Origin of the sequence: Pseudomonas sp. R11-23-07 (assembly GCF_003852295.1) — a bacterium.
Lineage (GTDB): Bacteria > Pseudomonadota > Gammaproteobacteria > Pseudomonadales > Pseudomonadaceae > Aquipseudomonas.
The window spans coordinates 1,301,841-1,323,938 of record NZ_CP027761.1 but is presented as its reverse complement, the minus strand read 5'-3'; the positions used below and the strand labels follow the sequence as shown (position 1 = coordinate 1,323,938).

Annotated in this window: 20 protein-coding genes; 12 read left to right on the top strand and 8 right to left on the bottom strand. The window is 58.9% G+C overall.

Annotation, left to right across the window (positions count from 1 at the left end):
* Window positions 1-134 precede the first annotated feature (134 nt).
* Window positions 135-2,726: a DNA mismatch repair protein MutS gene (gene mutS, locus C4J84_RS05805; RefSeq protein WP_124369820.1), complete on the top strand. Its 2,592-nt coding sequence runs from the start codon at window positions 135-137 to the stop codon at window positions 2,724-2,726.
* Window positions 2,727-2,868: 142 nt separating this feature from the next.
* Complete coding sequence (fdxA, locus tag C4J84_RS05800) at window positions 2,869-3,192, top strand: ferredoxin FdxA (RefSeq protein ID WP_124361524.1); 324 nt, start codon at window positions 2,869-2,871, stop codon at window positions 3,190-3,192.
* A 453-nt stretch (window positions 3,193-3,645) separates the two neighbouring features.
* On the opposite strand, the gene apbC is transcribed toward fdxA, so the two are convergent.
* Window positions 3,646-4,740 carry an iron-sulfur cluster carrier protein ApbC gene (gene apbC / locus C4J84_RS05795; RefSeq protein WP_124369819.1) on the bottom strand — a complete coding sequence of 365 codons (1,095 nt, stop codon included), beginning with the start codon at window positions 4,738-4,740 and terminating at the stop codon, window positions 3,646-3,648.
* 172 nt (window positions 4,741-4,912) lie between these two features.
* On the opposite strand from apbC, the gene metG reads away from it, so the two are divergent.
* The 4 genes from metG (at window position 4,913) to C4J84_RS05775 (ending at window position 9,023) form a co-directional block, all read left to right on the top strand.
* Window positions 4,913-6,964 carry a methionine--tRNA ligase gene (metG, locus tag C4J84_RS05790; RefSeq protein ID WP_124369818.1) on the top strand — a complete coding sequence of 684 codons (2,052 nt, stop codon included), beginning with the start codon at window positions 4,913-4,915 and terminating at the stop codon, window positions 6,962-6,964.
* Window positions 6,965-7,051: 87 nt separating this feature from the next.
* Window positions 7,052-8,026, top strand: coding sequence for an electron transport complex subunit RsxB (gene rsxB / locus C4J84_RS05785; protein ID WP_124369817.1), 975 nt, complete (start codon window positions 7,052-7,054; stop codon window positions 8,024-8,026).
* A 69-nt stretch (window positions 8,027-8,095) separates the two neighbouring features.
* Window positions 8,096-8,734, top strand: coding sequence for an endonuclease III (gene nth / locus C4J84_RS05780; RefSeq protein WP_124361520.1), 639 nt, complete (start codon window positions 8,096-8,098; stop codon window positions 8,732-8,734).
* Window positions 8,735-8,840: 106 nt separating this feature from the next.
* On the top strand, window positions 8,841-9,023 hold the full coding sequence (locus C4J84_RS05775; protein WP_124361519.1) for a PA3496 family putative envelope integrity protein: 183 nt from the start codon (window positions 8,841-8,843) through the stop codon (window positions 9,021-9,023).
* Between the two features lie 87 nt (window positions 9,024-9,110).
* On the opposite strand, the gene C4J84_RS05770 is transcribed toward C4J84_RS05775, so the two are convergent.
* The 3 genes from C4J84_RS05770 to C4J84_RS05760 form a co-directional block, all read right to left on the bottom strand.
* Entirely contained in the window at window positions 9,111-9,743 is a 633-nt protein-coding gene (locus C4J84_RS05770; protein WP_003188986.1) for a response regulator transcription factor, read from the bottom strand.
* A 627-nt stretch (window positions 9,744-10,370) separates the two neighbouring features.
* Entirely contained in the window at window positions 10,371-11,588 is a 1,218-nt protein-coding gene (locus C4J84_RS05765; RefSeq protein ID WP_065886002.1) for an argininosuccinate synthase, read from the bottom strand.
* A gap of 129 nt (window positions 11,589-11,717) precedes the next feature.
* Window positions 11,718-12,626: an OmpA family protein gene (locus C4J84_RS05760; RefSeq protein WP_124369816.1), complete on the bottom strand. Its 909-nt coding sequence runs from the start codon at window positions 12,624-12,626 to the stop codon at window positions 11,718-11,720.
* A gap of 156 nt (window positions 12,627-12,782) precedes the next feature.
* On the opposite strand from C4J84_RS05760, the gene pyrC reads away from it, so the two are divergent.
* Entirely contained in the window at window positions 12,783-13,829 is a 1,047-nt protein-coding gene (pyrC, locus tag C4J84_RS05755) for a dihydroorotase (RefSeq protein ID WP_124361516.1), read from the top strand.
* Window positions 13,826-14,500 carry a ribonuclease T gene (gene rnt, locus C4J84_RS05750; RefSeq protein WP_124435060.1) on the top strand — a complete coding sequence of 225 codons (675 nt, stop codon included), beginning with the start codon at window positions 13,826-13,828 and terminating at the stop codon, window positions 14,498-14,500. Before pyrC ends, rnt begins: the two co-directional genes overlap by 4 nt.
* A gap of 65 nt (window positions 14,501-14,565) precedes the next feature.
* Here the strand turns inward: rnt and C4J84_RS05745 are convergent, their stop codons facing one another.
* Window positions 14,566-15,168, bottom strand: a complete 603-nt coding sequence (locus C4J84_RS05745) for a peroxiredoxin (RefSeq protein ID WP_124361514.1) — start codon at window positions 15,166-15,168, stop codon at window positions 14,566-14,568.
* A 245-nt stretch (window positions 15,169-15,413) separates the two neighbouring features.
* Here C4J84_RS05745 and C4J84_RS05740 point away from each other — a divergent pair, with 245 nt between their 5' ends.
* Both C4J84_RS05740 and bfr read left to right on the top strand, forming a co-directional pair.
* Window positions 15,414-15,632, top strand: a complete 219-nt coding sequence (locus C4J84_RS05740) for a bacterioferritin-associated ferredoxin (protein WP_124365113.1) — start codon at window positions 15,414-15,416, stop codon at window positions 15,630-15,632.
* Window positions 15,633-15,832: 200 nt separating this feature from the next.
* A complete protein-coding gene (bfr, locus tag C4J84_RS05735; protein ID WP_124435059.1) occupies window positions 15,833-16,303 on the top strand; it encodes a bacterioferritin in 471 nt (156 codons plus the stop codon).
* Between the two features lie 191 nt (window positions 16,304-16,494).
* On the opposite strand, the gene grxD is transcribed toward bfr, so the two are convergent.
* Entirely contained in the window at window positions 16,495-16,833 is a 339-nt protein-coding gene (gene grxD / locus C4J84_RS05730) for a Grx4 family monothiol glutaredoxin (RefSeq protein WP_110624405.1), read from the bottom strand.
* Window positions 16,834-16,932: 99 nt separating this feature from the next.
* Window positions 16,933-19,041, bottom strand: a complete 2,109-nt coding sequence (locus C4J84_RS05725) for a molybdopterin oxidoreductase family protein (protein ID WP_124435058.1) — start codon at window positions 19,039-19,041, stop codon at window positions 16,933-16,935.
* Window positions 19,042-19,474: 433 nt separating this feature from the next.
* Between C4J84_RS05725 and argF the strand changes: the two genes are divergently transcribed.
* Both argF and C4J84_RS05710 read left to right on the top strand, forming a co-directional pair.
* Window positions 19,475-20,395, top strand: a complete 921-nt coding sequence (gene argF / locus C4J84_RS05715) for an ornithine carbamoyltransferase (RefSeq protein WP_124366008.1) — start codon at window positions 19,475-19,477, stop codon at window positions 20,393-20,395.
* Window positions 20,392-21,435: an ABC transporter ATP-binding protein gene (locus C4J84_RS05710; protein WP_124406408.1), complete on the top strand. Its 1,044-nt coding sequence runs from the start codon at window positions 20,392-20,394 to the stop codon at window positions 21,433-21,435. Before argF ends, C4J84_RS05710 begins: the two co-directional genes overlap by 4 nt.
* Before the next feature lie 138 nt (window positions 21,436-21,573).
* Here C4J84_RS05710 and ybaK read toward each other — a convergent pair whose 3' ends face one another.
* A complete protein-coding gene (gene ybaK, locus C4J84_RS05705) occupies window positions 21,574-22,044 on the bottom strand; it encodes a Cys-tRNA(Pro) deacylase (RefSeq protein ID WP_124406407.1) in 471 nt (156 codons plus the stop codon).
* Window positions 22,045-22,098 lie beyond the last annotated feature (54 nt).

Below are 22,098 nucleotides of genomic sequence, written 5' to 3'. Positions count from 1 at the left end.
TTCCCGCGTATTACCTGGCCTTTTGCAAACTGCGAACCCCCGACCTCGCGTGTTAACCTTGCCGCCATCGCAAAAAATGCTGGGCCAAGCGCGCCCTTTGCCCCATCACTTTCAACGAATTTGCCTATTACCCAATGAGTAAAAACGCCTCCGATCTGTCCTCCCACACTCCAATGATGCAGCAGTACTGGCGCCTGAAGAACCAGCACCCTGATCAGTTGATGTTCTATCGCATGGGCGACTTCTACGAGATCTTCTATGAGGATGCGAAGAAGGCCGCCAAGTTGCTGGATATCACCCTGACCGCGCGTGGGCAATCGGCGGGACAGTCGATTCCGATGTGTGGGATTCCTTACCATTCGTTGGAAGGTTACCTGGTCAAGCTGGTGAAGCTGGGCGAGTCGGTGGTGATCTGTGAGCAGATCGGCGATCCGGCGACCAGCAAGGGGCCGGTGGAACGCCAGGTGGTGCGCATTATTACGCCGGGGACGGTGAGTGATGAGGCGCTGCTGGATGAGCGGCGCGATAACTTGATCGCAGCTGTCCTGGGTGATGAGCGTTTGTTCGGCCTGTCGGTACTGGATATCACCAGCGGCAATTTCAGCGTGCTGGAGATCAAGGGTTGGGAGAACCTGCTGGCGGAGTTGGAACGTATCAACCCGGTGGAGTTGTTGATTCCGGACGATTGGCCCAAGGACCTGCCGGCGGAGAAGCGCCGAGGGACCAAGCGGCGCGCACCATGGGATTTCGAGCGAGATTCGGCGCTTAAAAGCCTGTGTCAGCAATTCTCCGTGCAGGACCTCAAAGGTTTCGGTTGCGAAACCTTGACCCTGGCCATCGGCGCCGCCGGCTGCCTGCTCAGCTACGCCAAGGAAACCCAGCGCACTGCTTTGCCGCACTTGCGCAGCCTGCGCCATGAGCGTCTGGACGATACCGTGGTACTCGATGGCGCCAGCCGTCGCAACCTGGAACTGGATACCAACTTGTCGGGCGGGCGTGACAATACGCTGCAATCGGTGGTCGACCGCTGCCAGACCGCCATGGGCAGCCGCTTGCTGACCCGCTGGCTGAACCGTCCGCTGCGGGATTTGAGCGTGCTGCAAGCGCGTCAGTCTTCCATTACCTGCCTGCTGGACGGCTATCGCTTTGAAAAGCTGCAGCCGCAACTCAAAGAAATTGGCGATATAGAGCGCATCCTGGCGCGAATCGGCCTACGCAACGCGCGTCCACGTGACCTGGCGCGCCTGCGCGATGCCCTCGGTGCCCTGCCACAATTGCAGGCGGCGATGACCGAGCTGGACACTGCGCACCTGCAGCAGTTGGCCGTCACCGCCGGCACATACCCGGATCTCGCGGCCCTGCTGGAAAAGGCCATTATCGACAACCCGCCGGCGATCATCCGTGATGGCGGTGTTCTGAAGACGGGTTACGACAGTGAACTGGATGAGCTGCAATCGCTGAGCGAAAACGCCGGGCAGTTCCTGATTGACCTGGAGGCGCGCGAAAAAGCCCGCACCGGGCTGGCCAATCTGAAGGTCGGTTACAACCGGGTGCACGGCTATTTTATCGAGTTGCCGAGCAAGCAGGCCGAGTCGGCGCCTATCGATTATCAACGTCGCCAGACCCTCAAAGGCGCCGAGCGGTTTATCACTCCAGAGCTTAAAGCCTTCGAAGACAAGGCGCTGTCGGCCAAAAGCCGCGCACTGGCGCGGGAAAAAATGCTTTATGAAGCCTTGCTCGAAGACTTGATCGGCCGCCTGGCACCGCTACAAGACACCGCAGCCGCCCTGGCGGAGCTGGATGTGTTGAGCAACCTCGCGGAGCGTGCGCTGAACCTGGATTTGAACTGCCCACGGTTTGTCAGCGAACCGTGCATGCGTATCGTGCAAGGGCGCCACCCGGTGGTAGAGCAGGTGCTGACCACGCCGTTCGTCGCCAACGACCTGTCGCTGGACGACGACACCCGCATGCTGGTGATTACCGGTCCGAACATGGGTGGTAAATCCACCTATATGCGCCAGACCGCATTGATCGTGCTGCTGGCCCACATCGGCAGCTTCGTGCCGGCGGCCAGTTGCGAGCTGTCCCTGGTGGACCGGATTTTTACCCGGATCGGTTCCAGTGATGACCTCGCCGGTGGGCGTTCGACGTTTATGGTGGAAATGAGCGAAACCGCCAACATCCTGCACAACGCCACCGAGCGTAGCCTGGTGCTGATGGACGAAGTGGGGCGCGGCACCAGCACATTCGACGGCCTGTCGCTGGCCTGGGCGGCGGCCGAACGCCTGGCTCATCTGCGCGCCTATACGTTGTTTGCTACTCACTACTTCGAACTGACCGTTTTACCGGAAAGCGAGCCGCTGGTAGCCAACGTGCACCTCAATGCCACCGAGCACAACGAGCGCATCGTGTTCCTGCACCATGTGCTGCCGGGCCCGGCCAGCCAGAGTTATGGTTTGGCGGTGGCACAATTGGCCGGTGTGCCCAATGATGTGATCACCCGCGCCCGCGAGCACCTCAGCCGCCTTGAAACCACGGCCCTGCCCCATGAAACGGTCGTTGCCAGCCCAGCCAAGGCCAGCAAGAAATCCGCGGTGCCGCATCAGAGCGATATGTTCGCCAGCCTGCCCCATCCGGTACTCGATGAGTTGGCTAAGCTCGACGTGGATGACTTGACCCCACGCAAAGCGCTCGAAATGTTATATGCACTGAAGACTCGGATATAACGCTGACGCTTGCAAGCTGGTAGACTCTCGCGCGGTTTGGGATGCTGCGGGCTATGAGCCTGGCCTGCAGACTATCGCTCCCGAACCTCGCGAGCCCTGCCACACAGGGTTTCGCTGCCGCCGCCTGAGGAGAAAATTAGAAATGACCTTCGTCGTCACCGACAACTGCATCAAGTGCAAGTACACCGACTGCGTAGAAGTGTGTCCGGTGGACTGCTTCTACGAAGGCCCGAATTTCCTGGTCATTCACCCGGACGAGTGCATTGACTGCGCCCTGTGTGAACCAGAATGCCCGGCCGTTGCGATTTTCTCCGAGGACGAAGTCCCGGCAGAGATGCAGGAATTTATTCAGTTGAACGTCGAGCTGGCAGAGATTTGGCCGAACATCACTGAACGCAAAGATCCGATGCCCGATGCAGCGGAGTGGGACGGCAAAAAAGGTAAGATTGCACAGCTCGAACGCTGATAGCGTCACCGTCCCAAAAGGCCCCTTGCGGGCCTTTTTGCGTTTCTACGTAGTCGGTTTCACTTTTCTACAGGCGAAAAAAGGGGCGGTATGACCCGCCCACATTTTTTCCCTAGTCCCTGTATTCCTTTTCATCGTCCTGATGATCGCATCCTGCGACATTCCTTCAAACCATCATTCCTTGATGGCCGTGCCAATCCGTGGACACAGGGCTGATGTTAGAGAATCCCAAAATAAGTTCAACGGGATCCAACTGGGCGACTGCAGGGCGCGGGCGTTTACACAGAGATAAATAACTGTTTTATTTCAATCAGTTAGAAACATCGCTCACGGATTCGAGACGCTCACACCCTGTAAAAAAACCGAATACCTACAAAAAAGTAAGCGAATGCTTACACAGGTTACTGCGGAAAAAGCGTAACGAGCCTGACAGGTAACGTTCCTACGCAAGGTTCAGTCGTCGCTGACCGTGATCGTCGGCATCGCGGGAGCAATCGCTTCCTGCAACACTATCCTGGCGCCCACATGGCGGGCCAACTCCTGGTAGACCATGGCAATCTGACCATCGGGCTCGGCAGCCACAGTGGGCTTGCCGCCGTCGGCCTGTTCACGAATGGCCATCGACAGCGGCAATGAGGCCAGCAGTTCGACACCGTATTGAGTCGCCAGCTTCTCGCCACCACCCTCACCGAACAGATGCTCGGCATGGCCGCAGTTGGAGCAGATGTGAACGGCCATGTTTTCCACCACACCCAGCACCGGGATGTTGACCTTGCGAAACATTTCCACGCCTTTCTTCGCGTCCAGCAATGCCAGGTCCTGAGGCGTGGTGACGATCACCGAGCCGGCCACCGGGACTTTCTGCGCCAGGGTCAGCTGGATATCGCCAGTACCGGGCGGCATGTCGATTACCAGGTAGTCCAAATCGCCCCAGGCGGTCTGGGTGACCAGTTGCAGCAACGCACCGGAGACCATCGGCCCGCGCCAGACCATCGGCGTGTTGTCATCGGTCAGGAAAGCCATGGACATGACCTCCACGCCCAGGGACTCGATCGGCACAAACCACTTCTGGTCCTTGACCTTCGGCCGTGTGCCCTCGGCGATGCCGAACATCACACCCTGGCTGGGCCCATAGATATCGGCGTCGAGGATGCCCACGCGCGCGCCTTCGCGGGCCAGGGCCAGGGCCAGGTTGGCGGCGGTGGTGGATTTACCCACACCGCCCTTGCCCGACGCCACGGCGATCACATTTTTGACGTTGGCCAGGCCAGGGATCTGCGCCTGGGCCTTGTGCGGCGCGATCACGCACTGGATATCGACCTTGGCCGAGCGCACGCCATTGAGGCCTTCGATGGCTATTTGCAACATCTGCGCCCATCCGCTTTTGAACAGGCCAGCGGCATAGCCCAGCTCCAACCGGACCGATACCTGGTCACCCTGGACCTCGATAGCCCGTACACAGCCGGCACTGACCGGGTCCTGGTTCAAATAGGGGTCGGTGTACTGGCGAAGAACGGCTTCCACCGCTGCGCGATTGACGGCGCTCATGGGCAACTCCCGAAAAAAGACTGACTGAAACAGGCGGCTATCCTAACCGTTCCAGACCGCCAGCGGCATGCTTTCGCAGGGATGGAAAATTCTGAAACAGCACCACGGGGTGAAATAAATTTCCCGGCGCTTTATAGTGGCCGACCTCCGTTTCATCAAGTAGCCGAGCCCCATGTCCGAGCCACGCAAGATCCTCGTCACCAGCGCCCTGCCCTATGCCAATGGTTCCATCCATCTTGGCCATATGCTTGAGTACATCCAGACCGATATGTGGGTGCGCTTCCAGAAGCATCGCGGCAATCAATGCATTTACGTCTGCGCGGACGACGCCCACGGTTCGGCCATCATGTTGCGCGCCGAAAAGGAAGGCATCACCCCGGAACAACTGATCGCCAATGTGCAGGCTGAACACAGCGCCGACTTTGCCGAGTTCCTGGTGGATTTCGACAACTTCCATTCGACCCACTCCGACGAAAATCGTGAGCTTTCGAGCCAGATCTACCTGCGATTGAAGGAAGCCGGGCACATCGACCAGCGGTCGGTCACCCAGTACTTCGATCCGGAAAAGAAAATGTTCCTGGCCGACCGCTTCATCAAGGGCACCTGCCCGAAATGCGGCACCGCAGACCAGTACGGCGACAACTGCGAAAAATGCGGCGCAACTTATGCCCCGACTGACTTGAAGGATCCGAAGTCGGCCATCTCCGGCGCCACCCCGGTGCTCAAGGATTCCCAGCACTTCTTCTTCAAGCTTCCGGATTTCCAGCAGATGCTGCAAACCTGGACGCGCAGCGGCACCCTGCAGGACGCCGTGGCCAACAAGCTCGCCGAATGGCTCGACAGCGGCTTGCAGCAGTGGGACATCTCCCGCGATGCGCCGTACTTCGGCTTTGAAATCCCGGGCGAGCCGGGCAAGTACTTCTACGTGTGGCTGGATGCGCCGATTGGCTACATGGCCAGCTTCAAGAACCTCTGCGACCGCACGCCAGAGCTGGACTTCGATGCGTTCTGGGGCAAAGACTCCACCGCTGAGCTGTACCACTTCATCGGCAAGGACATCGTCAACTTCCACGCACTGTTCTGGCCGGCGATGCTTGAAGGTTCGGGCTTCCGCAAGCCGACCGGCATTGCCGTGCACGGCTACCTGACGGTGAACGGGCAGAAGATGTCCAAGTCCCGTGGCACCTTTATCAAGGCGCGCACCTACCTGGACCACCTGTCGCCGGAGTATCTGCGTTACTACTATGCATCCAAGCTGGGCCGTGGCGTCGACGACCTAGACCTGAATCTGGAAGACTTCGTCCAGAAGGTCAACTCGGATCTGGTCGGCAAGGTCGTCAATATCGCCAGCCGTTGTGCCGGGTTCATCCACAAGGGAAATGCGGGGGTACTGGTCGCTGAAAATGCCGCTCCGGAACTGACCGATGCGTTCCTGGCCGCCGCGCCGAGCATCGCCGACGCCTATGAAGCCCGTGACTTTGCCCGTGCAATGCGCGAAATCATGGGCCTGGCTGACCGTGCCAATGCCTGGATTGCGGACAAGGCACCCTGGTCGCTGAACAAGCAGGAAGGCAAAGAGGCCGAGGTTCAGGCGATCTGCGCCACCGGCATCAACCTGTTCCGTCAGTTGGTGATCTTCCTCAAGCCGGTGCTGCCGCTGCTGGCCGCCGACGCAGAAGCGTTCCTCAACGTCGCGCCACTGACCTGGAATGACCACGCCAAGCTGCTCAGCAACCACCAGTTGAACGCGTTCAAGCCCCTGATGACCCGCATCGACCCGGTGAAAGTCCAGGCCATGTCCGACGCTTCGAAAGAAGACCTGGTCGCCAGCCAGACGGATACCGGTTCGACTGCGCCCGCAGGTAATGGCGAGCTGGCCAAGGACCCTATTTCCGATGAAATCGAGTTCGACACCTTTGCCGCCGTGGACTTGCGCGTTGCACTGATCGTCAAGGCCGAAGCCGTGGAAGGTGCCGACAAGCTGCTGCGCCTGACCCTGGATTTGGGCGGCGAGCGACGCAATGTGTTCTCCGGCATCAAGAGCGCTTACCCGGACCCGTCCAAGCTCGATGGTCGCCTGACCATGATGGTCGCCAACCTGAAGCCACGAAAAATGAAGTTCGGCATATCTGAAGGCATGGTGATGGCGGCTGGCCCTGGCGGCGAAGAAATCTACCTGCTGAGCCCGGACAGCGGCGCCAAGCCGGGTCAACGCATCAAGTAAACCCTGCAAGATGCCCTGGCGCTTCGACGCCGGGGCTTTTCAGCCTGCCTGCACCGGTGGGCCTGGCGTCAACGCTATGATCAAAGCATGAACCTCATTCAACGTATCGACGCGCTGCTACCGCAGACTCAATGCGGCAAGTGCGGGCACCCGGGCTGCAAGCCTTACGCCGAAGGCATCGCCAACGGCGAGGCAATCAACAAGTGCCCACCCGGAGGCCAGGAAACCATCGCCGGGCTCGCGCAATTGCTGCGTGTGCCAGTGCTGGCCCTGGATAACAGCCGTGGAGACGCGCCGGCGCAGGTCGCCTATATCCGTGAGGCCGAATGCATCGGTTGCACCAAATGCATCCAGGCTTGCCCGGTGGACGCCATCGTGGGCGCCGCCAAGTTGATGCATACGGTAATTATCGACGAGTGCACCGGCTGCGACCTGTGTGTAGCGCCCTGCCCTGTCGACTGCATCGAGCTGCGCCCAATCGCTGACGTCTTGCCTATCGTAGGCGGCCTGGCGGGCAGCGATCACGAACGGCACGAACGTGGCCTCAAACGCGACCGCGCTCGGCGGCGTTTCGAACAGCGCAACGCGCGCCTGCAACGTGAGGAAGCCTGCAAGCTCGCCGAACGCCTGGCGCGGGCCAAACGCACGGCCCCCGTGGCAGCGGCACAAGCTGATCCCCACCAGGCCGTTCAGGATGCCGCGATCAAGCAAGCCAAAATCAATCTCGCCATGAGCCGTGCTCAACTGCACAAGTCCCTGAAGGCGTTTGGGCATCCGCCGACTTATGAGCAGCAGTCGCAATTGATTGTCCTGCAAAGGCAGTTCGAAGCCTCGGAGCAGGCGCTTACCGCGCTGGAAGGCAACAGCCCGCCAACGCTGCCGACCACCCAGGGCCCTGAGCTCAAACGCGCCAAGATTCAACTGGCGATGCGCCGGGCCGAGTTGAAAAAGGCCCAGGATCAACAGGCAGATAAACAACAACTGGCCAGCCTGAGCGCCGCGCTGAACGCCGCCGAGCAGACGCTGCATGATGCCGAAGCCGACGCTACCGGCAACACCTGACCCACAGCTGATGCTGCACTGTGTATTGCTACAATCACGTCGACCGCCTGCAAGGAAACGTCCGCCCTTATGAACGCTGCAAAACGCCTGGAAATTTTCCGCAGGTTTCACGAAGACAATCCGGAACCCAAGACTGAACTGGCGTACTCCTCGCCGTTCGAGCTGTTGATCGCGGTGATCCTGTCGGCCCAATCCACCGACGTTGGCGTCAACAAGGCCACGGCCAAGCTATTCCCGGTGGCGAATACGCCAGAGGCTATTTATGCCTTGGGTGTGGAGGGATTATCGGAGTACATCAAGACCATCGGCCTTTACAACAGCAAGGCCAAGAACGTGATCGAGACGTGCCGCCTGCTCATGGAGCTACACGCCAGCGAAGTGCCGCAAACCCGGGAAGCCCTGGAAGCGCTGCCCGGAGTCGGGCGCAAGACCGCTAACGTGGTGCTCAACACCGCATTCCGTCAACTCACCATGGCGGTGGACACCCATATTTTTCGCGTCAGCAACCGAACCGGCATCGCTCGCGGCAAGAATGTGGTCGAGGTCGAAAAACAACTGATGAAATTCGTGCCCAAGCCCTATCTGCTCGATTCACACCATTGGCTGATTCTTCACGGGCGCTATGTTTGCCAGGCGCGCAAGCCTCGATGTGGCAGCTGCAGGATCGAAGATTTATGCGAATACAAGCACAAGACATCCGACGATTGAGGGTTCCGGGGTTTTCTCTATCCATCGATTGAAAAAATCTTTTTTACCCGTTCGTGGATTATCGCTATAAGGGGCGCCAACGGCAGTCTTAGCCTGGAGTGAACCTATGAGCACTGGCAAAGAACAAATCGAAGTTGATGACGACCTGGTGGAGCTGGAAGACGATGAGGCGCCAGCGCCCGTCGCAGAGGTAGCCAAGACCAATTTGAGCAAACGCCGAACTATCGACAATCTTCTGGAAGAGCGACGCTTACAGAAACAATTGGCCGATTACGACTTCGATCTTTGACCCTCTGGCAGACGGTCGGAAGCCTCCCTGACGGAGGCTTTTTTGTGCCGGTTGTTACAGGAACGTCAGAGCGGCGGAGCGCCCTGCTCACACCAAGCCATTGCGTTGGGCCAGTTCTATCAAGTCGACCAGGGAGCGGGCATTGAGCTTCAATAGCAGGCGCGTCTTGTAGGTGCTGACGGTCTTGTTGCTGAGGAACATGCCATCGGCGATTTCCTTATTGGTTTTGCCACGGGCCAGTTGCTGGAGCACCATCATTTCCCGCCCCGACAAACGTTCAACCATGTCAGCTTCACTGGCGTTGCCCATCGTGGAGCGTACCGAATTGAGCGCCTGGTTCGGGAAATAGCTGTAGCCGGAAAGCACTGCCTTGATGGCGCTCAGCAACTCGGTCAAGTCCTGCTGCTTGCACACGTAGCCCGCAGCCCCGGCCTGCATGCAGCGCATGGAAAAATGACCAGGCGCCTGGGACGTCAGCACCAGGACCTTGAACGATACGGCTTGCTTGGTTGAAGCTAACCGACAAATAACTTCAAGGCCATCGAGCTTGGGTATTCCAATATCCAGTATGACAATGTCCGGCATATGTTCCCGCGCAAGTTGTAACGCATCGACACCGTTATCAGTCTCGGCAACGACCTCATAACCATGACGCTCCATTAGCATGCGCACAGCAAGCCGAATGACGGGATGATCATCCACGATCAGCACTTTATTCATGAGAAAGTCCAATTTCGCTGTTCGAATTATTTAGAGAAAGCACAATAGCCTAGTCATCTGCTAGTTGGCATAGCGTCCCCCCCCGAGCAACAGTAGGCAGAGACCCAACCCACAGAAAGATAGGAATTAACCTACAAAAATTCGCCAACTTTGAAGTATTCGGCTTTATGGAGCCTTTCAGACCTTTCCCTGCTCGTACATATTTTGAGTGAAATATCCTCAGCCCCGGGTGTACGCGGTAAACGTGGCGCACACGTCTTTCAGGAAATGCCCCTTGTATGACACCGCAACGTAAACGAAGGGCTAAAAAAACCGCATCAGTTTCAGTTCCATTTAACATATTTATACACACTCCATTTTCCTACAGAAAATTCCATAAATTACATCTCAATTGCTCCTACATGAGTGAAAATTCTGTAAGACATAGTTCCTATTCAGATGTAAAAAACCTTTCCTTGGAGAAGTAAAATGCTGAAATTAAAAAACATCTGTATGGTTTTTAAGCAGATCCCTTAAACAAACACTAAACGTTTGTAAACGTCGCACCTCAATTAATGCCCGTATGGGTATATTCAGGACAAAAAAAAGCCCCTTGCATAAGGGGCCTTTTCAGGACAAGCGAAACAGTCAGAACAACTTGCGGCCTTTGTTGGCCGCGATGCGCATGCGCAAGGCGTTCAACTTGATGAAGCCCGCGGCATCTGCCTGATTGTAGGCACCGCCATCCTCCTCGAAGGTAGCGATGTTGGCGTCGAACAATGACTCATCAGACTTGCGACCGGTCACGATCACATTGCCCTTGTACAGCTTCAGGCGCACGACACCGTTCACATGAGCCTGGGAGGCGTCGATCATCTGCTGCAGCATCAGACGCTCAGGGCTCCACCAGTAACCGGTGTAAATCAGACTGGCGTACTTGGGCATCAGCTCATCTTTGAGGTGGGCCACTTCACGGTCCAGGGTAATGGACTCGATGGCGCGGTGAGCGCGCAGCATGATAGTGCCACCCGGTGTTTCATAGCAGCCGCGGGACTTCATACCCACGTAACGGTTCTCGACGATGTCGAGACGGCCGATACCGTGTTCACCACCGATACGGTTCAAGGTTGCCAGTACGGTGGCTGGGGTCATCTCGACACCATCCAGCGCGACGATGTCGCCGTTGCGGTAGGTCAGTTCCAGATATTGCGGCTTGTCTGGAGCGTTCTCCGGGGAGACGGTCCATTTCCACATGTCTTCTTCGTGCTCGGTCCAGGTGTCTTCCAGCACGCCGCCTTCATAGGAGATGTGCAACAGGTTGGCATCCATCGAGTACGGGGACTTCTTCTTGCCGTGACGCTCGATCGGGATCGCGTGCTTTTCAGCGTAATCCATCAGCTTTTCACGGGACAGCAGGTCCCATTCACGCCAAGGCGCGATCACTTTCACGCCAGGCTTGAGGGCGTAGGCACCCAGTTCGAAACGCACCTGGTCGTTGCCCTTGCCGGTGGCGCCATGGGAAATGGCATCTGCGCCGGTTTCGTTGGCGATTTCGATCAGGCGCTTGGCGATCAGCGGACGGGCGATGGAGGTACCGAGCAGGTACTCGCCTTCGTAGACAGTATTGGCGCGAAACATCGGGTAGACAAAATCGCGGACGAACTCTTCGCGCAGGTCGTCAATGTAGATCTCTTTCACGCCCATGGCTTGCGCCTTGGCGCGTGCAGGTTCGACCTCTTCGCCCTGACCCAGGTCAGCGGTGAAGGTCACCACTTCACAGTTATAAGTATCCTGCAGCCACTTGAGGATCACCGAAGTGTCCAGGCCGCCGGAATACGCGAGAACGACCTTGTTTACGTCGGCCATGCCATCACTCCACGGGGTTGTACGGAAAGGCGACGATTCTACCGATCAAAACCGTGAAATTACAGGGGCGCGACAGCAAATGAAGATAAAGCGACAGATTATGTCGAACGCGCGACCGATGGTCGCACGTTATGAGGTGGCGGCGGGGTTGCTGGGTGCGGCGGCCTGGGGTGCCGGCTTCTCGGGCGCCGCTACGCGCTCGAGCTGCACGTTGACCCGACGGTTGCGGGCGCGGTTGGCGGCATTGGTGTTGGGCGCCAAGGGGTAGCTTTCGCCGTGGAAGCGCAGGGTGATCTGCGACTCCTGGATGCCATTGGCCTTGAAGTAGTCCATCACCGCCAAGGCGCGGCGTCGCGAGACATCGCGGTTGGTCAAGCGGTTGCCGCTGTTATCCGAATGGCCGTTCAACTCGATATGGTTGACGGTGGGGTCGGCCTTCATGAACGCGACAATCACCGACAGCTTCTTCTTGGCCGCGGCATCCAGCTCGATGCCACCACCGGGGAAGCCGACTTCCGTCTGCTTGACCTGATCGTAATTCATCGGCAACAGCTTGGTAGTACACAGCTGATAGTCGGTGTAGGCCTTGTTGAATTTCACCGGCAGCAGGCGAATCTCCGAGTAACCACCCTCGCGACCGTAATGTCGCACGGTCGGGCTGCGTCCTTCGAGCAAGCCGGTAAACAGCCGCCCGGCCTGGGCCTGAGAGCTGTTAAACAGCACATCACCACTGCCGACGCGTACCGCACCGAGGTTGATATCGCCGCGGCCCGGTTGCCAGGGCGCGGCGGCGGCCAGTAACGTGGCAGAGCCGGCACCAAGCGAACCGTTAAAGGCTTTCAGACGAAATGTCGCCTGCTCACCCGCCCGGCGCACGAACTCACCCGAGCCGAAATCGGTGATCGGCTGGGTCAGTCGGCACTCGAACTGATCGCCCTCCACCTTCCACTCAATATTCTCCAGACGTGTCTGGAACGTGAGGGCCATCGCGGGCAGGCTGGCGAACACACTGAGCAGGGCTAGATAATGCTGGCGCACGGGAGGCTCCACTGGTTTCTACAACACTTCAAAGCGTCATACATCGTTAAGGCATACCCAGAGCTATCGGTCGCATCCTGCAAAACTTGATAGCGAGTGCCTGCACGAGTCTTTTCCGGTAGCATTCCCTCCAGATTGACCCGCCTGGAATCCCCAATGTCCGACCGCCTGACCCTGCTGCGTCCCGACGACTGGCATATTCATCTTCGCGATGGTGCTGCGTTGCCCCAAACCGTGGCCGATGTAGCGCGCACGTTTGGCCGTGCCATCATCATGCCTAACCTGGTACCCCCGGTGCGTAACGCGGCCGAAGCCGATGCCTATCGCCAGCGAATCCTCGCTGTGCGCCCGGCCGGCAGCCGCTTCGAACCGCTGATGGTGCTCTACCTTACCGACCGCACCCAGCCTGAAGAAATTCGTGAGGCCAAGGCCAGCGGTTACGTTTACGCCGCCAAGTTGTACCCGGCGGGCGCGACCACCAACTCCGATTCCGGCGTCACCAGCATCGACAAGATCCTGCCGGCCATCGAAGCCATGGCTGAGGTTGGCATGCCGCTGTTGATCCACGGTGAAGTCACCCGTGGCGATGTCGACGTGTTCGATCGCGAGAAGATCTTCATCGACGAGCACATGCGCCGCGTGGTCGAGCTGTTTCCGACGCTCAAGGTGGTGTTCGAACACATCACCACCGCAGAGGCCGTGCAGTTCGTCACCGAGGCTTCGGCCAACGTCGGCGCGACCATCACCGCACATCACCTGTTGTACAACCGCAACCACATGCTGGTGGGCGGGATTCGGCCGCATTTCTACTGCTTGCCGATCCTCAAGCGCAACACCCATCAGGTGGCTTTGCTGGATGCCGCCACCAGCGGCAGCCCGAAGTTCTTCCTCGGCACCGACTCCGCGCCCCACGCGCAGCACGCCAAGGAAGCCGCCTGCGGTTGCGCAGGATGCTACACCGCGTTTGCCGCTATCGAGCTGTACGCGGAAGCGTTCGAACAACGCAACGCCCTGGACAAGCTCGAAGGCTTCGCCAGCCTCAATGGCCCGCGCTTCTATGGCCTGCCGGCGAATACCGACCGCATTACCCTGGTTCGTGAAGACTGGACCGCCCCTGCCAGCCTGCCCTTTGGCGAGTTGACCGTTATCCCGCTGCGCGCCGGTGAAACACTGCGCTGGCGCCTGCTGGAGGAAAGCAAGTGAGTGAAAACCATTACGATGACGACCAGGAACACGCCGGTGGAGGCGGTTCGCGCCACCCGATGGCCGAACGTTTCCGTGGCTACCTGCCTGTCGTTGTCGACGTAGAAACCGGCGGCTTCAATTGCGCCACCGATGCCTTGCTGGAAATTGCCGCGACCACCATCGGCATGGACGAGCAAGGCTTCGTGTACCCGGAACACACCCACTTCTTCCGCGTCGAGCCGTTTGTAGGGGCCAACATCGAAGCGGCAGCCCTGGAGTTCACCGGGATCAAGCTCGATCACCCCTTGCGCATGGCTGTGAGTGAAGAAGCGGCGCTGACCGACATCTTCCGTGGCGTACGCAAGGCGCTGAAGGCCAATGGCTGCAAACGCGCGATCCTGGTCGGGCACAACAGCAGTTTCGATCTGGGCTTCCTGAACGCCGCCGTGGCGCGCCTGGACATGAAACGTAACCCGTTTCATCCATTCTCCAGCTTCGACACCGCTACGCTCGCCGGCCTGGCCTATGGTCAGACCGTACTGGCAAAAGCCTGCCAGGCCGCCGGTATCGATTTCGACGGTCGCGAAGCCCATTCGGCCCGCTACGACACCGAGAAGACCGCCGAGCTGTTCTGTGGCATCGTCAATCGCTGGAAACAGATGGGCGGCTGGGAAGATTTCAACGACTGAGGTTGAATCGCGCGCATAAAAAAACCGGCCTTTCCAGGCCGGTTTTTTTCTACCTTGAATCTGGCTTACAGCTTGCCAGCGTTCTCGGTCAGGTAAGCCGCAACACCTTCGGTGGAAGCGGTCATGCCTTTGTCGCCTTTTTTCCAGTTGGCAGGGCAGACTTCACCGTGCTCTTCGTGGAATTGCAGAGCGTCGACCAGACGGATCAGCTCTTCCATGTTACGGCCCAGCGGCAGGTCGTTGATGATCTGCGAGCGCACAACGCCCTTGTCGTCGATCAGGAACGCGCCACGGAATGCCACGCCGCCTTCGGATTCAACGTCGTAGGCCTTGGCGATATCGTGCTTCATATCGGCTGCCATGGTGTATTGGACTTTGCCGATGCCGCCATCATTGATGGCGGTGTTGCGCCAGGCGTTGTGAGTGAAGTGGGAGTCGATGGAAACGGCGACCACTTCAACATTGCGCGCCTTGAAATCGTCCATGCGGTGATCCAGCGCGATCAGCTCGGATGGGCAGACGAAGGTGAAGTCCAGCGGGTAGAAGAACACCAGGCCGTATTTGCCTTTGATGGCTTCAGACAGTTTGAAGCTGTCTACGATTTCGCCATTGCCGAGAACAGCGGGTACGTCGAAATCCGGGGCTTGTTTGCCGACGAGTACGCTCATTGGATATCTCCTGATGAAGGGGTGACGATTGAAGTAACAGGACCAGCGTCGAGTCTGCCTTGTCTCAGCGACAAACCTGTGACGCGGTCACGCTTCGTAAAGACTGACCATCATACACCGAAAAAACCGTTCGTCAGCGCGCAGGCAATGTGCGTGCGATCGTTGATGAAACTACTTTGACAATCATTCTCGTTAACATTAAGATCCATCGCACTCAAGCCCTAAACCCGCGACGGTTCTCCCTTATGTATGTGTGCCTCTGTACTGGCGTCACCGACGGACAAATCCGCGAAGCAATCTATGAAGGTTGCTGCAGCTACAAGGAAGTGCGCGAAACCACCGGCGTTGCCAGCCAGTGCGGTAAATGCGCATGCCTCGCCAAGCAAGTGGTACGGGAAACCCTCACGCAGTTGCAGACAGCCCAGGCTGGCGTGCCCTACTCAGCAGAATTTACACACGCTTAAATAGGCGTGTTTTAAAGAACCGGACTCCGTGTCCGGTTTTTTTATGCCTGCAATTCAATTAGTTAGCGTCAAGACGCGGAACACAAACATTCTTATTCCGATTAATTTTCATTTATTATTCAATAACTTAGGTTTGACACCAGGATTTTCGCCGCTCAAACTCTGCCCCTACACAGCGATTACAGGGCAGGACCCCAGTCATGAAAGGCGACATCACAGTCATCCAGCAACTCAACAAAATCCTTGCCAATGAACTGGTCGCGATCAATCAGTACTTTCTGCATGCCCGCATGTATGACGATTGGGGCCTGGAAAAGCTGGGCAAACGCGAATACAAGGAATCGATCAAGGCCATGAAGGACGCCGATGCGCTGATCAAACGCATCCTGTTCCTCGAAGGCCTGCCGAATGTACAGGACCTGGGCAAGCTGAATATCGGCGAGCATACCCAGGAAATGATCAGCAGCGACCTGGGTTTTGAACGCAAGAGCCACAGCGACCTCAAGGCCGCCATCGCTCACTGCGAAGCCACTGGCGACTACGGCAGCCGCGAATTGCTCGAGGATATCCTTGAAGACCAGGAAGAACACATCGACTGGCTGGAAACCCAACTGGACCTGATCGACAAAGTCAGCCTGGAGAACTACCTGCAATCGCAGATGGGCGAATAACCCCCGTAGTTCTTGTTTTACTGTAGGAGCGAGCTTGCTCGCGAAAAACGCCCAGGCAACGCGTTCATTCTGGATAAACGCGGGGGCCTTAAGTGCTTCGCGAGCAAGCTCGCTCCTACAGAGAAGCCAAAAAAAGCCCCGCCCTCTTACGAGAGGCGGGGCTTTTTATTGCGCGGCCTTTTACCAAAGCATCAAGCTTCAGTCTTGGCTGCCGCTTTTTCCGCTGCATCTTTGATCAGCGCTTGCAACGAGCCATCAGCTGCCATCTCAGTGATGATGTCGCTACCGCCAACCAGTTCACCGGCCACCCACAACTGCGGGAAAGTCGGCCAGTTGGCGTATTTAGGCAGGTTGGCGCGAATTTCCGGGTTCTGCAGGATATCCACGTAAGCGAACTTCTCGCCACACGCCATGATGGCCTGGGACGCTTTCGCGGAGAAACCGCACTGGGGAGCGTTTGGCGCGCCTTTCATGTAAAGCAGAATGGTGTTGTTGGCAATCTGCTCTTTGATCGTTTCGATGATATCCATGGAACACCTCTGCAGGAACTTTGCGACTCACGGGTCGGCACGGTGGCGCATTGTAACGCAAAAAACCTGCAGGATGCTCGGGCGCGCCGACAGCCAGCCTCACGCCGCTGCAACTTTCACGGGCACGCCATTGAGCGCCGCGTTGCCGGAGAGCTCGTCCAACTGCCGCTCATCGGTCAAATCATTCGCACTTGCCCCCGGCTGGCCGCTGGCGATGCTCATCTGCACACCCGGGCGCCCGTGCCCCCAGCCATGCGGCAGGCTGACTACGCCAGGCATCATGTCCGTGCTGGCGACCACCTCGACTTCGACCATGCCGATGCGCGAACTGACCCGCACCCGCTGACCGTCGTTCAATTGCCGACTGGCCAGGTCATCAGGATGCATCAGCAGTTGATGGCGCGGCTTACCCTTCACCAGCCGATGATAGTTATGCATCCAGGAATTATTACTGCGCACATGGCGACGGCCAATCAGCAGCAGTTCGTCAGCCACGGGCACCGGTTGCGCCGCAAAACGCGCCAGGTCCGCCAGGATCACTAGCGGCGCCGCCTGCACCTTGCCATCGGCGGTTTTCAGCCGCTCGGCCAGGTTTGGCTGGAGCGGCCCCAGGTCCACACCATGGGGATGATCTGTCAGCATCGCCACCGACAGCTTGCGCGCCGATGCATCCCCGTAAGTCCCGGCGCGCAATCCGAAGTCGATCATCTGCGCGGGTGGCATCGTCGGCTTGAGCACCACGCCGGTGTGGGCCGCAAACGCCTTGGCCAGGCCGACGAAGATTTCCCAGTCGTGCAGCGCTCCTTCAGGCTTGGGCAGGATCGCGCGATTGAAGCGCGTGACGTTGCGTACCGCGAACATATTGAAGGTGGTGTCGTAGTGATCATTCTCCAGTGCCGACGTGGACGGCAGGATCAGATCGGCATAACGCGTGGTCTCGTTGATGTAGAGGTCGATACTGACCATGAACTCCAACCCATCCAGCGCCTGCTCCAGCTGCCGGCCGTTGGGCGTTGACAATACCGGGTTGCCGGCCACCGTCACCAGGGCACGGATTTGCCCTTCGCCTTCGGTGAGCATTTCTTCGGCCAGGGCAGACACCGGCAGCTCTCCCCCGTACTCGGGCCGCCCGGACACGCGGCTCTGCCAGCGATTGAAATACCCGCCGCCGGTCGAGGCCACCAAATCCACCGCTGGCGTGGTGCACAAGGCGCCGCCTACCCGATCCAGATTGCCGGTCACCAGGTTGATCAGTTGCACCAGCCAATGACACAGCGTGCCGAACGCCTGGGTGGAGACGCCCATGCGGCCGTAGCACACCGCTTTATCCGCCGCCGCGAAGTCCCGCGCCAGTTGGCGGATCTGCTCGGCAGGCACCGCACACTGGTGGCTCATGGCCTCGGCGGTAAACCCGGCGATCGCTTGGCGCACGGTCTCCAAACCCTCAACCGGTAAATGGCTGTCGCGGGTCAAGCCCTCGGCGAACAGGGTGTTGAGCAGCCCGAACAATAAGGCCGCGTCACCGCCAGGACGCACGAACAGGTGCTGATCGGCAATCGCCGCCGTCTCGCTGCGGCGAGGGTCGACCACCACCACTTTGCCGCCTCGGGCCTGAATGGCCTTGAGGCGCTTCTCCACGTCGGGCACGGTCATGATGCTGCCGTTGGAGGCAAGAGGATTGGCGCCCAGGATCAACATGAAGTCGGTGTGATCGATGTCCGGAATCGGCAGCAACAAGCCATGGCCGTACATCAGGTGGCTGGAGAGGTGGTGGGGCAGTTGGTCTACCGACGTCGCGGAGTACCGGTTACGCGTTTTCAACAGGCCGAGAAAGTAGTTGCTGTGGGTCATCAGCCCGTAATTATGCACGCTGGGGTTGCCCTGATACACCGCCACCGCATTCTGCCCGTGCCGGGCCTGAATGCCCGCGAGGCGTTCGGCTACCAGCGCAAAGGCGTCTTCCCACGGGATTGGCTGCCATTCATTACCCACCCGCAACATAGGCTGGCGCAGGCGGTCCGGGTCATTCTGGATATCCTGCAACGCCACCGCTTTCGGGCAGATGTGCCCCCGACTGAAGGTGTCCAGCGGGTCGCCCTTGATCGAGGTGATCGCCAGGCTGCCGTCGTCGCCTTGGCTGGTTTCCAGGGTGAGGCCGCAGATCGCTTCGCATAGGTGGCAGGCACGGTGATGGAGAGTCTTGGTCATGGCCAGTCTCTTTTATAAGGGCTTTGTTCAACTATGGGCCGCGACCGCTCGGTGCGCCAGCAACGTTCGCGCGGTGAATCGGCAGCCATAGGCCAAAGCAGGGCCAAGAGTGAGCAAATGTTTCGGAAACCTCCCCGCACGCGCCTGAAACCGCTAAAACCAGGCCCGGAGCCGCCCCTGCGCATTGCAAAAGGTCTCGGCGCCAGTGTACAAATGGGCCGCTGCTGTCAGGAAATCGTCTTCAAAAGCGCTTCGGCGCCCTGCTTGAACACCCTTAAAAACCGTAGCCCTATTGGTAAGACGCGACATTTAATGTCAATATCGCGCCTTCCCCTATTTCGTCGCCCCGTGCGGCTTTCGCCGCAGGTCTCGCCCGTTGTCACAATAAACAAGGCTTTGAGTATCTGCGGTCTGTTGCAAAAGGTAGTTAATGATGAGCGCAAGGCACTTTCTCTCCCTGATGGATTGCACGCCCGAAGAGCTGGTCAGCGTGATCCGTCGAGGCATTGAGCTTAAAGACCTGCGTAACCGCGGTGTACTGTTCGAGCCTCTGAAAAACCGCGTGCTCGGGATGATTTTCGAGAAGTCCTCGACCCGCACCCGCTTGTCCTTCGAAGCCGGCATGATCCAACTGGGCGGCCAGGCGATCTTCCTGTCGCCGCGCGATACCCAATTGGGCCGTGGCGAGCCGATCAGCGATTGCGCCATCGTGATGTCGCGCATGCTCGACGCCGTGATGATCCGCACCTTCGCCCACAGCACCTTGACCGAATTTGCCGCCAACTCGCGCGTGCCGGTGATCAACGGCCTGTCCGATGACCTGCATCCGTGCCAGTTGCTGGCCGACATGCAAACCTTCCTCGAGCACCGCGGCTCGATCCAGGGCAAGACCGTGGCCTGGATCGGCGACGGCAATAATATGTGCAACAGCTATATAGAAGCCGCGATCCAGTTCGACTTCCACCTGCGTATCGCCTGCCCCGAGGGTTACGAACCCAGCGCCGAGTTCCTGGCCAAGGCCGATGGTCGCGTGCAACTGCTGCGCGATCCGAAAGACGCGGTGGTCGGCGCCCATCTGGTCAGCACCGACGTCTGGACCTCCATGGGCCAGGAAGACGAAACCGCCAAGCGCCTGGCCCTGTTCGCGCCGTTCCAGGTGACCCGTGCCCTGCTCGACCTGGCCGCGCCGGACGCGCTGTTCATGCACTGCCTGCCTGCCCACCGTGGCGAAGAAATCAGCCTCGACCTGCTCGACGACCCACGCTCGGTCGCCTGGGACCAGGCCGAAAACCGTCTGCATGCGCAAAAGGCCCTGCTCGAATTTCTCGTCCCGCCGTCGTACCACCACGCATGAGCCAGCCATTACTGCTGAACCTGCGCAATCTGGCATGCGGCTATCAAGATCAACGGGTGGTGCAGAACCTCAATCTGCACCTCAACGCTGGCGACATCGGCTGCCTGCTGGGCTCCTCGGGTTGCGGCAAGACCACCACCCTGCGTGCAATTGCGGGGTTCGAGCCGGTGCACGAAGGCGAAATCAGCCTGGCGGGCGAAGTGATCTCCAGTGCCGGCTTCACGCTGGCACCGGAGAAACGTCGTATCGGCATGGTGTTCCAGGACTACGCGCTGTTTCCTCATCTGAGCGTGGCCGACAACATCGCCTTCGGCATCCGCAAGCACCCACATAAAGATCGCGTGGTGGCCGAATTGCTGGAACTGGTCAACCTCAAAGACCTGGGCAAACGCTTCCCCCACGAGCTTTCCGGTGGCCAGCAGCAACGTGTCGCCCTCGCCCGCGCCCTGGCGCCGGAGCCGCAGCTACTGCTGCTGGACGAACCCTTTTCCAACCTGGATGGCGAACTACGGCGCAAGCTCAGCCATGAAGTGCGCGACATTCTCAAGGCGCGCGGCACCAGCGCGATCCTGGTCACCCATGACCAGGAAGAAGCCTTCGCCGTAAGCGATCACGTGGGCGTGTTCAAGGAGGGCCGTCTTGAGCAGTGGGACACGCCCTACAACCTCTACCACGAACCGCAGACGCCGTATGTGGCCAGCTTTATCGGCCAGGGCTATTTCATCCAGGGTCAATTGAGCTCGCCTGAGTCCGTCAGCACTGAGCTGGGCGAGCTGCGTGGCAACCGTGCTTATACCTGGCCCACCGGTGGCGCGGTGAAGGTGCTGCTGCGCCCGGATGACATCGTCTATGCGCCGGACAGTGCACTCAAAGCGCGGATTGTTGGCAAGACCTTCCTCGGTGCGTCAACGCTGTACCGTCTGCAACTGCCGACGGGCGCGCAGCTGGAATCGATTTTCCCCAGCCACGTCGATCAGCAGATGGGCACGGATGTGGGCATTCGAGTGGCCGCAGAGCACCTAGTCCTGTTCCAGGCATAAGCATCCAGCTGTCGAAACCGGATCAAATGTGGGAGGGGGCTTGCTCCCGATAGCGGTGGGTCAGTCAGCTTATCTCTAGCTGGCCCACCGCCATCGGGGGCAAGCCCCTCCCACATTCGGACCTGCGCAGGGTTTAAATCAGGCCCGGCCAATCGGCGCGAAGATGGCCTGGGTATGCTCAGCCAACACCCTGGCTGGCAACTCTACTTCCAACCCTCTCCGGCCGGCACTGACAAAAATCGTCGCAAACGGCTGCGCCGTCACATCGATGAACGTGCGCAAGCGCTTCTTTTGCCCCAAAGGGCTGATGCCGCCCAATAGATACCCGGTGGAGCGCTGCGCCGCCGCCGGGTCGGCCATTTCGACTTTCTTGACGCCCGCCGCGTGAGCCAGGGCTTTCAGATCCAGACTTCCGACGACCGGCACCACCGCCACCAACAATTCGCCCTTCTCACTGCTGGCAAGCAAGGTCTTGAACACCTGCGCCGGGTCGAGAGCCAATTTCTCTGCGGCCTCCAGGCCATACGAAGCCGCCTTGGGATCGTGCTCATAACTATGGATGCGATGTTCGGCGCGAACTTTTTTCAACAAATCCAATGCGGGGGTCATGACCTCTCCGGGCTTAGAAAACTGAGACTCGATTCTAGGCCAACCCCGCACAAA

What these genes read in the sequence shown, in the direction of transcription:
- C4J84_RS05745 (WP_124361514.1), bottom strand. Translation starts at nt 15,168, where the DNA reads ATGAGCGTACTCGTCGGCAAACAAGCCCCGGATTTCGACGTACCCGCT.
- pyrC (WP_124361516.1), top strand. Translation starts at nt 12,783, where the DNA reads ATGTCCGACCGCCTGACCCTGCTGCGTCCCGACGACTGGCATATTCAT.
- C4J84_RS05725 (WP_124435058.1), bottom strand. Translation starts at nt 19,041, where the DNA reads ATGACCAAGACTCTCCATCACCGTGCCTGCCACCTATGCGAAGCGATC.
- ybaK (WP_124406407.1), bottom strand. Translation starts at nt 22,044, where the DNA reads ATGACCCCCGCATTGGATTTGTTGAAAAAAGTTCGCGCCGAACATCGC.
- C4J84_RS05710 (WP_124406408.1), top strand. Translation starts at nt 20,392, where the DNA reads ATGAGCCAGCCATTACTGCTGAACCTGCGCAATCTGGCATGCGGCTAT.
- bfr (WP_124435059.1), top strand. Translation starts at nt 15,833, where the DNA reads ATGAAAGGCGACATCACAGTCATCCAGCAACTCAACAAAATCCTTGCC.
- argF (WP_124366008.1), top strand. Translation starts at nt 19,475, where the DNA reads ATGAGCGCAAGGCACTTTCTCTCCCTGATGGATTGCACGCCCGAAGAG.
- apbC (WP_124369819.1), bottom strand. Translation starts at nt 4,740, where the DNA reads ATGAGCGCCGTCAATCGCGCAGCGGTGGAAGCCGTTCTTCGCCAGTAC.
- C4J84_RS05775 (WP_124361519.1), top strand. Translation starts at nt 8,841, where the DNA reads ATGAGCACTGGCAAAGAACAAATCGAAGTTGATGACGACCTGGTGGAG.
- rsxB (WP_124369817.1), top strand. Translation starts at nt 7,052, where the DNA reads ATGAACCTCATTCAACGTATCGACGCGCTGCTACCGCAGACTCAATGC.
- C4J84_RS05765 (WP_065886002.1), bottom strand. Translation starts at nt 11,588, where the DNA reads ATGGCCGACGTAAACAAGGTCGTTCTCGCGTATTCCGGCGGCCTGGAC.
- mutS (WP_124369820.1), top strand. Translation starts at nt 135, where the DNA reads ATGAGTAAAAACGCCTCCGATCTGTCCTCCCACACTCCAATGATGCAG.
- C4J84_RS05740 (WP_124365113.1), top strand. Translation starts at nt 15,414, where the DNA reads ATGTATGTGTGCCTCTGTACTGGCGTCACCGACGGACAAATCCGCGAA.
- nth (WP_124361520.1), top strand. Translation starts at nt 8,096, where the DNA reads ATGAACGCTGCAAAACGCCTGGAAATTTTCCGCAGGTTTCACGAAGAC.
- grxD (WP_110624405.1), bottom strand. Translation starts at nt 16,833, where the DNA reads ATGGATATCATCGAAACGATCAAAGAGCAGATTGCCAACAACACCATT.
- metG (WP_124369818.1), top strand. Translation starts at nt 4,913, where the DNA reads ATGTCCGAGCCACGCAAGATCCTCGTCACCAGCGCCCTGCCCTATGCC.
- fdxA (WP_124361524.1), top strand. Translation starts at nt 2,869, where the DNA reads ATGACCTTCGTCGTCACCGACAACTGCATCAAGTGCAAGTACACCGAC.
- C4J84_RS05770 (WP_003188986.1), bottom strand. Translation starts at nt 9,743, where the DNA reads ATGAATAAAGTGCTGATCGTGGATGATCATCCCGTCATTCGGCTTGCT.